This is a genomic window from Novosphingobium jiangmenense (assembly GCF_015694345.1).
GTDB lineage: Bacteria > Pseudomonadota > Alphaproteobacteria > Sphingomonadales > Sphingomonadaceae > Novosphingobium > Novosphingobium jiangmenense.
This window is the reverse complement of record NZ_JADQDC010000001.1, coordinates 38,705-53,093: the sequence shown is the minus strand read 5'-3', so window position 1 is coordinate 53,093 and position 14,389 is coordinate 38,705. Positions and strand designations below refer to the sequence as shown.

The 14,389-nt window shown below is 66.2% G+C and carries 13 protein-coding genes; 9 read left to right on the top strand and 4 right to left on the bottom strand.

Annotated features, from left to right (window positions below):
• Positions 1 to 1,554 carry a carboxylesterase/lipase family protein gene (locus tag I2488_RS00245; protein ID WP_196273805.1) on the top strand — a complete coding sequence of 518 codons (1,554 nt, stop codon included), beginning with the start codon at positions 1 to 3 and terminating at the stop codon, positions 1,552 to 1,554.
• Here I2488_RS00245 and I2488_RS00240 read toward each other — a convergent pair.
• From I2488_RS00240 to I2488_RS00230, 3 genes are read right to left on the bottom strand one after another with little or no spacing between them, the layout of a single operon-like run.
• Positions 1,551 to 2,408 carry a formylglycine-generating enzyme family protein gene (locus tag I2488_RS00240; RefSeq protein ID WP_214652134.1) on the bottom strand — a complete coding sequence of 286 codons (858 nt, stop codon included), beginning with the start codon at positions 2,406 to 2,408 and terminating at the stop codon, positions 1,551 to 1,553. The two genes, I2488_RS00245 and I2488_RS00240, sit on opposite strands and share 4 nt — an antisense overlap.
• Complete coding sequence (locus I2488_RS00235) at positions 2,405 to 3,430, bottom strand: Gfo/Idh/MocA family protein (RefSeq protein WP_196273804.1); 1,026 nt, start codon at positions 3,428 to 3,430, stop codon at positions 2,405 to 2,407. Before I2488_RS00235 ends, I2488_RS00240 begins: the two co-directional genes overlap by 4 nt.
• Entirely contained in the window at positions 3,423 to 4,793 is a 1,371-nt protein-coding gene (locus I2488_RS00230) for an MFS transporter (protein ID WP_196273803.1), read from the bottom strand. The genes I2488_RS00235 and I2488_RS00230 overlap by 8 nt, the downstream gene beginning before the upstream one ends.
• Positions 4,794 to 5,112: 319 nt before the next feature.
• Between I2488_RS00230 and I2488_RS00225 the strand changes: the two genes are divergently transcribed.
• From I2488_RS00225 to I2488_RS00200, 6 genes are all read left to right on the top strand, one after another.
• On the top strand, positions 5,113 to 7,677 hold the full coding sequence (locus I2488_RS00225; RefSeq protein WP_196273802.1) for a TonB-dependent receptor: 2,565 nt from the start codon (positions 5,113 to 5,115) through the stop codon (positions 7,675 to 7,677).
• Between the two features lie 140 nt (positions 7,678 to 7,817).
• Positions 7,818 to 8,666, top strand: coding sequence for an alpha/beta fold hydrolase (locus I2488_RS00220; protein WP_196273801.1), 849 nt, complete (start codon positions 7,818 to 7,820; stop codon positions 8,664 to 8,666).
• Positions 8,641 to 9,657 carry a phosphotransferase enzyme family protein gene (locus I2488_RS00215; protein WP_196273800.1) on the top strand — a complete coding sequence of 339 codons (1,017 nt, stop codon included), beginning with the start codon at positions 8,641 to 8,643 and terminating at the stop codon, positions 9,655 to 9,657. The genes I2488_RS00220 and I2488_RS00215 overlap by 26 nt, the downstream gene beginning before the upstream one ends.
• 47 nt (positions 9,658 to 9,704) lie before the next feature.
• Positions 9,705 to 10,955 (top strand): MFS transporter, encoded by a 1,251-nt coding sequence (locus I2488_RS00210; protein ID WP_196273799.1) that lies wholly within the window; start codon positions 9,705 to 9,707, stop codon positions 10,953 to 10,955.
• Positions 10,956 to 11,097: 142 nt separating this feature from the next.
• Entirely contained in the window at positions 11,098 to 11,451 is a 354-nt protein-coding gene (locus I2488_RS00205) for a hypothetical protein (RefSeq protein WP_196273798.1), read from the top strand.
• A 20-nt stretch (positions 11,452 to 11,471) separates the two neighbouring features.
• Positions 11,472 to 11,993, top strand: a complete 522-nt coding sequence (locus I2488_RS00200; protein WP_196273797.1) for a helix-turn-helix domain-containing protein — start codon at positions 11,472 to 11,474, stop codon at positions 11,991 to 11,993.
• A gap of 4 nt (positions 11,994 to 11,997) precedes the next feature.
• Here I2488_RS00200 and I2488_RS00195 read toward each other — a convergent pair whose 3' ends face one another.
• Positions 11,998 to 12,747: a DUF1838 family protein gene (locus tag I2488_RS00195; protein WP_196273796.1), complete on the bottom strand. Its 750-nt coding sequence runs from the start codon at positions 12,745 to 12,747 to the stop codon at positions 11,998 to 12,000.
• A gap of 275 nt (positions 12,748 to 13,022) precedes the next feature.
• Here I2488_RS00195 and I2488_RS00190 point away from each other — a divergent pair, with 275 nt between their 5' ends.
• Positions 13,023 to 13,997, top strand: a complete 975-nt coding sequence (locus tag I2488_RS00190) for an alpha/beta fold hydrolase (protein WP_196273795.1) — start codon at positions 13,023 to 13,025, stop codon at positions 13,995 to 13,997.
• Positions 13,994 to 14,389: a Cap15 family cyclic dinucleotide receptor domain-containing protein gene (locus tag I2488_RS00185; protein WP_196273794.1), complete on the top strand. Its 396-nt coding sequence runs from the start codon at positions 13,994 to 13,996 to the stop codon at positions 14,387 to 14,389. Before I2488_RS00190 ends, I2488_RS00185 begins: the two co-directional genes overlap by 4 nt.

Sequence of the window (14,389 nt, the reverse complement as noted above, 5' to 3'; positions counted from 1 at the left end):
ATGCGCCCGCTTCTGCTCCTGACCGCCGCCGCCGCTCTCCTTGCCACGCCAATTGCCGCAAAGCCGCCCGAGGCCACGACCGTCGCCGGCAAGGTCGCCGGAACGCGTGAAGGCGCGGTCGATGTGTTCCGCGGCATTCCCTTTGCCGCACCGCCTCTGGGCCAGAACCGCTGGCGCTCGCCACAGCCCGTCGCACCGTGGCCGGGGGTGCGCGATGCCGGCGCCTTCGGCCACGATTGCATGCAGAACCCCTCGCCCGCCGATGAGGCGCCCTTGCGCACCACGCCCGACGAGGACTGCCTCTATCTCAACATATGGAAGCCCGCCGCAGCGAAAGCAGACGCAAGGCTCCCCGTCCTCGTCTGGATCTATGGCGGCGCCTTCATCCACGGCGGCACCTCGCCCGCGATCTACGATGGCTCGGCCTTTGCCCGCGCCGGCGTCGTCTTTGCCAGCTTCAACTACCGCGTCGGCCGCTTCGGCTTCTTCTCGCACCCCGCGCTCGGCGCCGAGGCGGGCAAGCCGGTGGGCAACTTCGCGATGGAGGATCAGGTCGCCGCGCTCAACTGGATCAAGACCAACATCGCGCAGTTCGGCGGCGATCCGGCAAGGGTCACCATCATCGGCGAAAGCGCGGGCGGCACATCGGTCATCAACCTCATGACCATGCCGTCCGCCCGAGGCCTGTTCCACGGCGCCATCGCCATGTCGGGCGGAGGCCGCTCGCTCCTCCCCACCGCATCGATCGAGACCGGCGAGCAGGTCGGCGTCGACTTTGCCGCAAAGCACGGCATCGCCGACAAGGGCGCAGCAGGCCTTGCCGCAATGCGCGCCCTGCCTGCCGCCACGGTGCAGGGCAGCAACCTCTTCGCCGATCGCTTTGCCCGGCCCTCCACCTATGTCGGTGGCTTCGTCGCCGAAGGTTCCGTGATCACCGACCTCAGCGACAGGCTGATGGACAAGGGCCAGATCGCCCCGGTCCCGCTGATGATCGGCATGACCAGCGCCGATGCCGGGATCACCTTCGCGCAAGACAAGGAGGCGCTTTTCGCCAGCTTCGGCGCGCAAGGCCCCGCCCTGCGCAAGGCCTATGACCCTGATGGCACCGCCGCCTTCGCCGGAGTCTCGCGGGCCCTCACCGGCGATCAGTACATGGGCGAACCCGCCCGCTTCGTCGCCCGCCATGCCGTCGCCGCAGGCCGCAAGGCCTATGTCTACCGCTTCGGCTACGTGGCACAGGCCAAGCGCGCCGAATGGAAATCGGGCGCACCGCACGCCACCGACATTGCCTATTTCTTCAATACGGTAGACGCCCGGTACGGCCCAGCCACCACCGCGCAGGACCGCAAGGCCGCAGCCCTCGCACACGCCTATGTGGTGAACTTCGTGAAGTCAGGGAACCCCAACGGCAAGTCCCTGCCCGCCTGGCCCACTTATGACCGCAAGAGCGAAGCCCTGCTCCAGCACAACCCGGACGCAACCGCCACGGCCAGCCCAGATCCTTACAAGGCCAAGCTCGACCTCATCGAAGCCTTCGCCACGACCAAGCGCTAATCCTGCGGCAGATCCCGCGCCACGCGGAAGCCCAGGTGATCGTTGCGCGCGCCCGGCGGATCGCCGATCCGCTGGGCCACGCGCACGCTCCAGCCCGAAAGGCTCCACCCGCCGCCGCGCACGTTGCGCAAGGTGCAGGGGCCGCTCAGCCAGGCCGAGCCATCGCTTGGCGCCCCCACGTAATCGTCGTGGTGGCAGTCCTGCACCCACTGCGCCACGTTCGCGGTCATGTCGTGCAGGCCAAAGCCGTTGGGCGGGTATGACCCCACCGGCGTCGTCCGGTCATGGTGGTTGCCATAGTTCGCCCTGCTCGGATCGATCGTATTGCCGAACGGATACCACGTGTCCGTCCCGCCCCGCCCGGCATATTCCCACTCCGCCTCGGACAGCAGCCGATAGCGCTGCCCCGTCCGCTGCGAGAGCCACGCGACATAGCCTTGCGCATCGGCAAAGTTGACGTTGATCACCGGCCTGCGCCCGCGCCCCCAGCCGGCATCGTCGGGGCGATAGCCGTTGCATCCGCCATCGGCCACGCAGGCATCCCATTGCTCGAAGGTCACCGCATGGCGCCCCACGGCAAAGCGATAGCCGATCGTCACGCGGTGGCGCGGCTCCTCCATCCGGTCGAACATCGCCAGCACGCCCAGCGCCTTGCGCTCCTGCGCGCTCGATCCCATCACGAAGCTGCCCGGCGGGATCACCACCATCTCCGGGCAATCCCGGCACTCGGCAAAGCTCGCCCCCGCCACCACCGGCGGAAAGCGCGGCGCAGGTGCGGCCACCTTGGGCGGTACGTAGCCATTGGCCGGCGGCGCTTCTGCCGCGACAGCCGCCATCAGCAACAGCAGGCTCACGCCACAAACTCCGGATCGATCGCATCGGCACAAGTGCTGCGCGCCGCCGCCTTCACCCGGTCGATCAGGTCGATCAGCCGCGCCGCGTCATGCCCCGTCGGCAGACGATGCGCCTCGCCCCGCACGGCGGCAGCAAATTCACGCAATTGCTGCGCAAAAAAGTGCCCGAGCTTGCGCCCGCCCATCGCGCGCGGATTGGTCAGCACGCCATCGGGCGGGGCGACCAGAACCCCGCCGTTCCACTTCAGCACCTCGCCATCCTCGATCTCGGCCACACCGCCCGCAAAGTGCAGGACCTTGCGGTCAAACACGCTGCGCTGGTTGTACGAGATATGCACGCTCGCCATCCTGCGCCCCGGATAGCCGAGCAGGATCATCGCCTCGTCCTCGCCCTGCCAGCCGCCCTGCCATCGCGCCGCTTCCACCTGCACCCGCAGCGGATCGTCCGCACCCATCACCAGCTGCACGAAATCAAGGCTATGCGGCGCGAACAGCGAAAGGATCAGCCCTTCCTCGGGCGTCCGCTCCGCCCACCATGGCGCCTGCGGTCCGTCCCAGAACACGCAGGACGAAACCTCCACCGCGCGCAAAGGCCCCCACTGCGGCATCATGTCCACCAGCGTCGCAACTGCTGCATTGTGCCGATAGGTATGCCCCGCCGCCAGCACCAGCCCGCGCCGCTGCGCCGCCTCGGCCAGTTCGCGCGCCTGCGCACCCGTCTCGGCGAGCGGCTTTTCCACCAGCACGTGCTTGCCCGCCGCCAGCGCCATTGCCGCCTGGCTGCCATGCAGTGCATTGGGACTGGCGATCAGCACCGCATCCACCCCCGGCGCCGCCAGCCCAGCGGCCAGATCGGTGAACGCCGCCACGCCATGCTGCGCGCCCGTCCGCTCTGCGGCTGCAGCATCGGTATCGACCGCGCCGACCAGCCGTATTTCCTGCTCCAGCCCCGCCAGCGCCGCCAGATGCGCGCCGGAAATACGCCCGCAGCCGACCAGCAGCAGCCCCACCGCATCACGCATGGGCCAGTTCCCCTTGCTGCGCTTGCGGCTTTTCATGCACGAAGCGCCAGATGATCAACGCGGCGATCAGCTTGGTCACGCCCGGCACCACCGAATAGGCCATGACCGTCCCGGCAATCGCCTCGGCCGATTGCGCCACCCCGGCCCGCGCCGCCGCCGCATCGAAGCCCCAGGCCGAAAGCAGCGCGCCGACCACCAGCGTCCCGCCCAGCGCAATTCCCGCCTTCTCGATCACCGACCAGATCGCCGAATAAGTCCCAGCGCGGTTCTCGCCATGCTCGTCCCGCGCATGGGCAATGCAATCGGACAGCAGCGACAGCACGATCGTCCCCCAGCCCGCATTGCACGCCGCCATCACCGCTGCCAGCACCCACGCCACCGGCATCGGCACATGCGCCATCTGGCCCCACAGCAGCGTGACGAGGCCGTGCCCGCTCGCCGCGATCACATAAGTCCGCTTCTTGCCGATGCGCTTGGCCACCATGACCCACAGCGGCGATCCCGCCATCACCGCCACCGCCATGATGGCAGACATCACGCCGATGTCGTGCAACGGTTCAGGCCGCGCCATCGCGTACTTCACGAAGAACGGGAAGCCGGCGTAGGAAATCCCCGCCCCCACCGTCATCACCACCGCCGAAAGGCACAGCACGGCAAAGCGCCGGTCGGCAAAGGCGCGCGGCAAATCCCTGATCGCAAAGGCTTTTGTCGCTTCCTGCGGCTCGCGGATGCGCGCCGCAAAGCGCCACGCCACCAGCAGGCAGGTCATCGCGATCAGCCCGAGCACGACCATCGTGATCAGGTGCCCCTGCCGGTCCATGCCAAGCCGATTGACCAGCATCGGCGCGAACGAGGACGACAGCAACACGCCAAGGCCGGTGAACCCGTGCTTCCAGCCCATCAGTTCGGTCCGCTCCACCGGATCGGACGACATCTCGGCGAACTGTGCCAGATAGGGCACCGAAAACGTCGAATAGACCGCCATGTAGGCGCTGAACGTGACGAACACCCACGCCACCTGCACCATCATCGCCGCTTCGGGCACCGCGAACGGCCCGATCATCGCGAAGGGCGCGGCAATCCCGCCGACCAGCAGCCAGCGCCGCCGCGGGAAGCGCGCCGCCATCCGGTCCGACGCGACTCCGATCCACAAGTCGAACACCACGCCGAACACCACCTTGGGCACGAAGATTGCTGCACCGGCAATGGCGGGGGCAATGCCCATCACGTTGGTCAGGTAAAACAGCAGCAGCAGCGATGGCGCGTCGCGGAACAGCTGTCCCGCAACCTGCCCGAGCGCGAAACCGGCCTTGGTCGGCTTGCTCAATCCCGAGGCGCCATGTGCTTGATAATCAGACGACATTCGGACGATCTCCCCATCCGGCAAGGCGGCGGCGGACAGTTGGTCCGCACTATCGCACCTGTGTTGGCAGGGAAACTGCCGTGCCTTTTCCGGCATCGGGCATTGCAGCGCGGAATCTCCGATTGGCGGATAGATGCCACGCTTTGCGTTGTGATCGCACCGGATCGGATCAAGCCTGCACATCCGAAAGCAGGCCCGCCGAAACTACGGCAACTCTCGCCGCACGGCTTCTATACTGCTTCACCGAAGGGAACAACCGGATTTTCCGGAATATATTCATGCGTCCAGGTAATATAGCCCGGACGGATAGGGGGGAATTATGAAGCGTTACTTCAAGTCCACTTCGCTTACCGTGATGTCGATCGCCCTTGCCACCACGGCAATGGTCGCGCCGCAGGCCGCCTTCGCCGCCGAGGCAGAGCCGCAGGCATCCGAAGCCGAAGGCGGCCTCGCCGTCATCACCGTCACCGCCCGCAAGCGCGAGGAAAGCCTCCTCGAAACGCCGATCGCCATCTCTGCCCTGACCTCGCAGGACATCGAGAAGCGCGGCATCACCAGCGTCAACGATGTCGTGCTCAACACGCCGGGGATCAACGTCTCGAACACCAACTCGGGCCGCAACGACCGTTCGTTCCAGCAGATCTCCCTGCGCGGCATGACCCCGTCGACCACCACTTCGACGCTCACCGCCAGCTTCATCGATGGCGTCCCGGTCGCCTCGGCCACCGCGCTCAACGCCGTGATCGACCCGGCCCGCATCGAACTGCTCAAGGGTCCGCAGAACGCCTACTTCGGTCGCAACGCCTTTGCCGGCGCGATCAACGTCGTCACCAAGACGCCGGGCAAGGACTTCGGTGGCTCGATCTCGGCGATGGGCGGCACGCGCAGCAACTATGACGTCTCGGCCGCGCTCGAAGGCCCGATCGTGGCCGACCTGCTCAGCTTCCGCATCACCGGCCGCGCCTTCTCCAAGGACGGCTCATATCGCAACGCTGCCAACCCCAACCAGACCCTGGGCGACCAGCAGACCCATACCGGCACGCTGCAGCTCGAATTCACGCCGTCCTCGGCGCTGACGATCAAGGCCATGGGCCTCTACTCCGAGGACAACGACGGTCCTTCGGCACAGGGCATGCTCTCGGCCTACGAGATCCGCGCCAACAACGGCAGCGTCAACATTCCCTTCCGCAGCGGCAACACCAACGGCACGGTGATCGTCCCCGGCCTCGCCAACTGCACGCTCAACGGCACCAATCCGTTCATCTGCGGTGCCGCACCCGCCCTGCCCGCCGGTTTCAGCCCCGCCCAGAACACGCTTGAAGACGCGCTGCTCTCGCGCATTCTCGGCCGTTCCGACTTCCGCATCACCGATCCCGCCAAGGGCGCCCGTGGCTACGGCCTCGTCCGCCAGTACTACCACCTCCACCTCAACGTCGATTACGAGCTGGGCGACACCGGCCTGACGCTGTCCTCGCTGACGGGCTACAACAACGAGCTCTATTCGCAGATGGCGGACCTCGACAACTACGACAGCTCGCTGCTGCGTAACCCGGTCGCCACCACCGCCAACGGCCTGCGCACTTACTGGACCTTCCCGTTCCTGGTCGAACGCCGCAACAAGGACTTCTCGCAGGAACTGCGCGTGTCCTACGACAAGGGCGGCGCGCTCAAGGCCATGCTCGGCGGCAGCTATCTCGATACCAAGTCGAACGGCGCCCTGCTCAGCGTGTTCAACGAAGAACAGTTCGGCGCTGCCCGCTCGGCCGGCACGCTGACCCCGCCGGCCCGCGCCGAAACCTTCGGCGTGTTCGGCAGCGTCAGCTACGACGTGACCGATGCGCTCAACATCAGCGCGGAAGGCCGCTGGCAGCGTGACAAGGTCTATGCCTATGCCGGCGGTCGTTCGCTGACGATCGGCGCAGCGGCCGCCACCAAGTACGGCCTGCCCGCCGGCACTTTCGCGCCGCTGACCTCGTTCTTCAACAAGTCGTTCGACAACTTCATGCCGCGCGTCATCATCAACTATGACGTGACGCCCGACGTGATGGTCTATGCCTCGTGGTCGAAGGCCGCCAACGTCACCCTCAGCTCGTTCAACACCCAGTTCCTTTCGGGATCGGCGGGCGAGTTCGCAGCGGCCGAAGGCATTGGCCTGGGCGTGATCGTGAAGCCTGAGAAGCTCACCAACTACGAACTGGGCCTCAAGGGCAAGTTCCTCGACGGTCGCCTCTTCGTCACCGCCGCCGCCTATGTCGCCGACTGGTCGGACCAGCACAACAACCGCTCGGTCATCTTCCTCGACACGACCATCCCCAACGCCCTGCCCTCGATCGTCAGCGGCGTGGCCAACACCGGCAAGACGCAGGTGCGCGGCTTCGAGCTCGACATCAACGCCGAGCCGGTCGATGGCCTCACCATCAACGCCTCGGGCGCGATCAACGACAGCTCGATCCGCAGCTTTGCCGATCCGGCCATCACCCGCCTGACCGGCGTCACCGGCAATGGCTTCAAGGGCAACCAGCTGCCGCTCACCTCGAAGTATTCGGCCAACATCGGCGGCCAGTACACCGGCAAGCTCGGCGAGGAGAGCACCTGGTTCGTCCGCGCCGACTTCTCCTACAAGTCGCGCCAGTTCGTCGATCCGGCGAACCTCACCTGGATCAAGGGCCGCACGCAGGTGAACGCCCGCATCGGCTTTACCAAGGGCAGCTTCGGGCTGGAGGCATTCGCCACCAACCTGTTCAACGACAAGAACTACACCGCCGTTGCCCAGAACAACCTTCTGGAACCCAGCTTCGCCCTGTCGGGCGCGGCCTTCGGCTATCTCAACGTCGGCCTGCCCGAACTGCGCACGTTCGGCATTCGCGGCAATTACAAGTTCTGATCCCGGCCAGCCGGTACGAACTCTCCCTGAAGGGGCGGTGCTTTTCCAGCGCCGCCCCTTTTCTTCATCCGCTCTCCACCCTGCGGACAAAGCGCGATCGGCCCGCACCGCCGCCCGCCGAGCAGGCATCCTCATCCGCGATGACCACAGGCCCTTCCTCGATCCCGCCCGCCCCGCGCTTCATCCGCCGCGGCTACACCGCGTGCCGGTTCGGCCACATGCACTACCGCACCGCAGGACCGGACGATGAAACGATCAATCCCGGACAGCCTGCCATCGTCATGCTGCACCAGAACCCGTCATCGGGCTTCGAGTACGAACCGCTGATCCAGGCCCTTGCCACCACCCACCGGGTCTATGCCTTCGACACGCCGGGATACGGCATGTCCGATGCGCCCCCGGCCCCGGCCGGCATGGCGGGCTATGCGGCCGCGTTCTCCGATGCTCTCGACGCGCTCGGTCTGGAAACCGTCGACCTCTACGGCTTTCACACCGGCACTCTGCTCGCAGCCGAACTCGCCATCGCGCGGCCCGATCGGGTGCGCAGGGCGGTGATGACCGGCATCCCGATGTACGATGCGTCAACCCGGGCAAAGAAGCTCGCCGATGCTGACCATTTCCCCGTCCCTGAAGAGGACGGCAAGGTCATCATGGACCTGCTCCAGCGCCTGTGGACCTATGTCGTCGCCACGCGCGACCGCAGGGTGCCGCTGGCCAAGGCCATGCGCAACTTTGCCGACAAGGCCGCCGTGCTCGATCGCTTCACCTGGGCCTACAAGGGCGTGTGGGGGTGGGATTTTGCCCGCCTCTCCCTCGTCCCCTGCCCTGTCCTGGTCCTGCAGCCCGCCGAGGAACTGCGCGCCGTCTCGCTCGAGGCCGCGCAAGTCCTTCCGAATGCGGTCGTGCGGGAACTGCCCGATCTCGACCGCGACATTTTCGATATCGCGCCGGAGATACTGGCCCATGAAATACGCACCTTCCTCGAATGACGCCGTCCTGCCTCCCGCGCAGGTTTCCCACTCCGTCCTTCACCCGGACTGGATCGCCGCCCAGGTCCGCGCCCGCTATCCGGTAAGCGGAGACGTCAGCTGCTTCCTGCTCTATCGCGGCATGAACGACGTCTACCTCGTGCAGGACGCCGCCGCGAAATACGCCCTGCGCGTCTGGCGCAAGACCTGGCGCGAACCTGACGACGTCGCCTACGAACTCGGCTTCCTCGATTTCCTGCGCGAGAAGGGCTTCCCCGCCTCGGTCGCCGTGCCGCAACACGATGGCGCGCTCTACTTCAAGGCCGATACCCCCGAAGGCGTCCGCGCCGTCGCCATGTACGACTGGGCCCCCGGCGTGAAGTTCGGCGAGCGCCTCTCCACCGAAACCGCCTTCCGCATCGGCGCCGCCTTCGCGCAGATGCACCTCGCAGGCTACGCCTGGGCCGGTCCCGACCACCAGTTCACCACCAAGACCGCCAAGGACTACAACATCTGCATGCCCGCGCTGGTCGATTTCGTCTACGACCGGCCCGACGACCTGCGCGACTATCCGGTAATCGCCGCCAACCTCGATCGTCGCCTCGATGAACTCGCCGCCTCGGGCAAGGTCCCGCTCGGCGTCTGCCACCGCGATTTCCACCCCTCCAACGTCCACGTCGCCGATGACGGCGCGATCACCCTGCTCGATTTCGACGCGGCGGGGGAAGACTTCCTCATGCAGGACGTCAAGAACTTCGTCTGGGGCAACCTCTTCTACGGCTTCGACCCGGCCTATGGCACCGCCTTCGAGGACGGCTACCAGTCAGTCCGCCCGTTCACGCCCGAGGAGGTCGAAGCGGGCGAGATCTTCCTGATGGCCAAGGCGCTGCGCCTCGTCGCCGGCATGGCGCACAGCTCCACCGCCGTCGGCCGCGGCACCCTGCGCTTCCGCAACCTCGATTGGCTGGGCGACTACATCAAGACCCGCGCCCGCGCCGCAGGCTTGCTGTGAACGCGCCCGAAGAAGCGCGCTGGCCATCCCCCGCGCACGCGTGGGGGATGGTTTCGCTGCTGTTCCTCGCCGGAGTTTTCTCCGTCATCGATCGCGGCGTGCTGGCCATCGTGGTCGATCCGGTGCGCCACGATATCGGCATCGGCGATGAACAGATCGCCCTGCTCCAGGGCCTCGCCTTCGGCCTGTTCTATGCGATCATGGGCATGCCGATGGGCCTGCTCGCCGATCGCATCTCGCGCAAGCGCCTCGTCGCCACCGGCATCGGCTTGTGGAGCCTTGCCACCATCGCCAGCGGCTTGGCCCAAGGCTTCGGCTCGCTCTTCGCCGCGCGCCTGCTCGTCGGCCTTGGCGAAGCCGCGCTCGGCCCCTGCGCCATCTCGCTGATCGCCGACCTGTTCCCGCCCGAACGCCGCGGCCGCCCGATCAGCCTCTACATGATGGGCCAGGGCCTGGCGAACGGCCTTGCCATCACGCTGACCGGCCTCGTCCTCACCCACGCCGCCCAAGGTGCCTTCGCGGACCTGCCGCTGCTCGCCAGCCTTGCCCCATGGCGCATCGCCTTCGTCCTGTTCGGCGCAGGCGGCATCGGCGTCGCCGCCGCGATGGCCCTGCTCACCCACGAACCGGAGCGCAAGGGCGCGGCCATCCCGTCCTCGGCCAAGGGCGTCGCGGGCAAGGCGGAACTGCATTGGCTCTGGACCAACCGCGCCACCACCGTCCCGCTCTACCTCGCCTTCGCGATCTGCTTCACCGCCGCCTATGGCGCGGGGGCGTGGACGCCGACGCTGCTGCTGCGCGGCCATGGCGTCAGCCCCGCCTTCCTCGGCACCTGGCTCGGCCCCTTCGCCATGGCCTTCTCCGCCACCGGCCCCTTGCTCGGCGGCTTCCTGATCGACCGGGCGGTGCGTCAGGGGCGAACCCGCGCGCGCTACACCATCCTCACCCTCGCCCCGCTATGCGCGATCCCCTCGGCGCTCGCAGTCCTCGCCCCCGACCCGCGCCTCGCCGCAGTGCTGATCGCCTCGTCCAACGCGGTCTTCGCCTGCGTCGGCACGGTGATGTTCGCCACCCTGCAGACCCTCGTCCCCGCCAACATGCGCGGCAGCGCCATCTCGCTGACCCTCGTCCTCAACACCCTGCTCGGCGCCACGCTAGGCCCCCTGCTGGTCGCCACCCTCACCGAACGCCTCTTCGCCAACCCCGCCATGGTCGGCTGGTCCATCGCCCTGGTAGTCGTCCCCTGCGTCCTGACCGCAAGCGCACTCTATGCGCTGGCAGGGCGTGCGCGATCCTAGCGCAGTGGCACAAGGGACTGCCGTCCGATCTTGACAATCGATGGAGAATGGTTTAGCTACAGCTTTACCAGAGTGATCTGGCAATGAAAGGAACCAGGAATGCCCAAATCGTCAACCGGCGTAGCGCCGTAGGCTATTCGGAATGGAAAGGAGCGAACGCTTCCAACTGTTTCTCGATGAACTCATGTCTGCCACTGCCGTAGCCTCGATCGAAGAGGCAAAGCTGCTACTCGAGCAGACACTTGTCCGGATTGAAAACGAACACTCCGGTGTTCCCGATAATCCGGATGGATGGCAAAATGATGGTCGGATGTATCCTCCCAAAGAGGACAGACGGCGCAGTATCTCAAACGAAGTTGTTGCAGTCTACGACAGCCGTGGTCACCGCATCAGCTTCGGGCACAACGGTTCGATCCGTATCGAAATTCGAAGGGGCCTTGGCAAAGGCACCATCGTACTGGACAAGCCAGGGCAGGACGGAAAAACCCTTCCCTGACTGGAGCTTTGATCTTGGGAATGACTTTCCAGACTTTTCTGTCACTTCTTGAGCCTTTGCGGGCCGAATATCCAGAAGCCGAGTTCGAAGTCAGCGAACCGGCTGCACCGAGCGGCTTCTGGATTCTGTCGATCGACCTGCCGGACGGCTTCTCCGTTGAAGTCGAGTGGAAGCGCCCGCTCGGCTTCGGCATAGCCGCAGGTCCGAACTTGGCCTTCGGGGAAGGCGTCCACGAAGTCTTCGCCAATGCACCAGATGCGGCAGCGCGGGTTGCCCATCTGGTTGCCACACGCACGCCAACCAGCGCCGACGTACCGGTTTCAATCGCGCAACTGCGCAAGCTGCGCGGGCGAATGCAAAAGGAAGTCGCCGAAGCGCTGGGCATTTCCAAGAGCGGACTGTCGCAGATCGAAACCAGCGCCGCCATGGGTACGGTTCAGATTGATACACTGCAGAAACTGATTGAATCACTTGGCGGTCGCCTGAAGATCTCGGCTACGTTTCCCGATGGCATGGAACGGCGGGTTTCAGTCGGACACTAGCCCCCTAACCCCTCACCCCCCACAGCGGCTGCAGCACCGCCGCCGGGTCCTTCAGCACCTCCGGTCGCCGCGCCATGGTCGCCTCGACGAACGCGGGTGGCAGCGAGGCCGGGTCGGCGTTCTGGCGGCCGATGCCGGTGGCGGTCAGGTGGCCGGGGCGGTCACCCATTTCCATCCATGGGCGCCATGAACAGACATTGGTGAAGCTCACCTCGCTCGTCACCCGCGTCGCGCCGGGGCGCGTCAGGTCGTGGCGCTTGGCATGGAAGGTGTTGCTTTCCGAATAGCGGAAGGGGCGGGGCGCGCCGGGAAAGGTCATCGCCGTGCGCGAACGCTCGGTCACCCACACGTCATCGCCGCGCACGTCGAAGGGCAGGATGTCGTGCTCCATCTGCAGCCCCGGAATCTCGCGCGCGATGTGGAACGAAAGGTCCTTGCCGAAGCGGATCTTCGAGGGCGGCAGGCCCCCGGTCGGCACCTTGCAGGTCTTGCCGGTATAGGGATTGTCCCATGTATCCAGCGCCTTGCCGGTTACCGGATCGGTGAACCAGGCCAGTTCGAAATTCACCGCCTCGAACCCGTCGGCCACTTGCCGGTAGCGCGACCACACTGCCGAGACCACCGCGAACAGCGGGTCCATGCGATCCTCGACCACGCCATAGTACCGCGCCGAAACCCAGCTCGTCACCAGCCCCTCGTCCAGCGCACCGCGCATCATGATGAAGGTGCGCAACCGGCCTTCCGCACTGGTCACATCGAGCGCACCCGCCTTTGGCGGGGCGGCCGAGCGCCGGGATCCCGCCCGCCAGCATCGCACCCGTCACCGAAAGCCCGGTCAGCACTTTGCGGCGATCGATCATCGGAAGTTCCCCAAGCTATGGCATCTGCCATGGCAAGCTGTTGCACCGCGCGCGCCCCGGCCATGATGCCAGCCCGTCTATCCGAAGCGCGGACAGGCGGCAAAGCCGCATCGCGCCCTGCCCGCCGCGCCATAGGCTGATGGCTTCACCGTTCCGGCCCGGAAAAGGCATGAAGCGAGGAACCATGAAGCGCCTGCTCAAGATCGTCGGCCTGCTCGCCCTCGCCCTCGCCGCCGTGCTCGGCACGATGCGCGCCGGCTGGTGGAATCCTTCCTATGAAGAGGTCCGCGCCGCGCAGGCATCGGCCCCCTCCACCTTCGAGAAGATCGGCACCGCCACGCTGCACATGCGCGACGAAGGCCCGCGCGATGGACCGGTGGTGATCATGCTGCACAGTTCGATGACCAACTTGCGCGAATGGGATGGCTGGGCCGATGCGCTGAAGGACAGGTACCGCGTCATCCGCTTCGATTGGCCGCCCTATGGCCTCTCCACCGACAGCGCACCGTCCACCGGGATGCCGGGCGTCGTCAGCCTGCTCGAACAGGTCGTCGCGGCCAAGGGGCTGACCCGCTTCGCCCTCGTCGGCACGTCGAGCGGGGCAACGATTTCAACGCTCTATGCCGCGCGCCATCCTGATCAGGTCACCGCGCTGGCGCTGTCCGCGCTGCCGCTCGAAGCGCCGCCGCCCACCGATTTCAGCCGCCTGATGTGGGCGATGATCTGGACGCACGAGAACCTCGTGCCGAACTACTATCCGCGCGCCTACTACCGCCAGTCGCTGTCCGAACTCTACGGGCGTCCCGAACGTCTGACCGAAGCCACGGTCGACTGGTACTATGAGACCAACACCATCCCCGGCGGCTTCGCGCGGGTGAAGGCCTATTGGGAGGCCAACAAGAAGGCGGTGTGGGCCAAGGGCGCTGCGGGCGATGCGGCGAAGGTCGGCGCGCCGATCCTGCTGCAATGGGGCGATCGCGATCCGGTCCTGCCCAAGGCCTTGGCAACAAAGGCGGTTTCGCAATTCTCCGGCACGAAGGTCGACGTCATCCACTACCCCGATCTCGGCCACTACCCGATGCTCGAACTGCCGGAGGAAACGGCGCGCGATCTGCGCCTGTGGCTCGACCGGACGGTGAAATGACAGCAATTCCGGATATTTGCGGCCTCTGGGCGCTCCACGGCACCACCCTCGCCCCCGATGGCTCCACGCTCTACGAATGGGACGCGGACATGGAAATCGCCGACGCTGGCGGCACCCCGCGTGTCGTGATCTCCACCAAGGGCGGCGCCAGCGGCGGGCGCAATTCGCGCTCGCTGAGCTTCGCCGAACGGCTCACCGCCCTGCCCGATGGCCGCTGGCACTTGCGCTACGGCTACGAGGCCGACCCCGGACACGCCGCTACCACCTCCCACGAATTCTTCGGCCTGTCGCAATTGACATTCGATAGCGACCTCGCCCGCGCAGAGGGATCGTCATGCAACTACAACGGACGCTACGTGGTGATGAAGCTGGAAGCGGAGCGCACACGATGA

Excerpts from the sequence above, each read along its gene's own strand:
- I2488_RS00200 (WP_196273797.1), top strand. The coding sequence starts at position 11,472 with ATGACTTTCCAGACTTTTCTGTCACTTCTTGAGCCTTTGCGGGCCGAA.
- I2488_RS00190 (WP_196273795.1), top strand. The coding sequence starts at position 13,023 with ATGAAGCGAGGAACCATGAAGCGCCTGCTCAAGATCGTCGGCCTGCTC.
- I2488_RS00220 (WP_196273801.1), top strand. The coding sequence starts at position 7,818 with ATGACCACAGGCCCTTCCTCGATCCCGCCCGCCCCGCGCTTCATCCGC.
- I2488_RS00245 (WP_196273805.1), top strand. The coding sequence starts at position 1 with ATGCGCCCGCTTCTGCTCCTGACCGCCGCCGCCGCTCTCCTTGCCACG.
- I2488_RS00225 (WP_196273802.1), top strand. The coding sequence starts at position 5,113 with ATGAAGCGTTACTTCAAGTCCACTTCGCTTACCGTGATGTCGATCGCC.
- I2488_RS00210 (WP_196273799.1), top strand. The coding sequence starts at position 9,705 with ATGGTTTCGCTGCTGTTCCTCGCCGGAGTTTTCTCCGTCATCGATCGC.
- I2488_RS00235 (WP_196273804.1), bottom strand. The coding sequence starts at position 3,430 with ATGCGTGATGCGGTGGGGCTGCTGCTGGTCGGCTGCGGGCGTATTTCC.
- I2488_RS00230 (WP_196273803.1), bottom strand. The coding sequence starts at position 4,793 with ATGTCGTCTGATTATCAAGCACATGGCGCCTCGGGATTGAGCAAGCCG.
- I2488_RS00185 (WP_196273794.1), top strand. The coding sequence starts at position 13,994 with ATGACAGCAATTCCGGATATTTGCGGCCTCTGGGCGCTCCACGGCACC.
- I2488_RS00205 (WP_196273798.1), top strand. The coding sequence starts at position 11,098 with ATGGAAAGGAGCGAACGCTTCCAACTGTTTCTCGATGAACTCATGTCT.
- I2488_RS00215 (WP_196273800.1), top strand. The coding sequence starts at position 8,641 with ATGAAATACGCACCTTCCTCGAATGACGCCGTCCTGCCTCCCGCGCAG.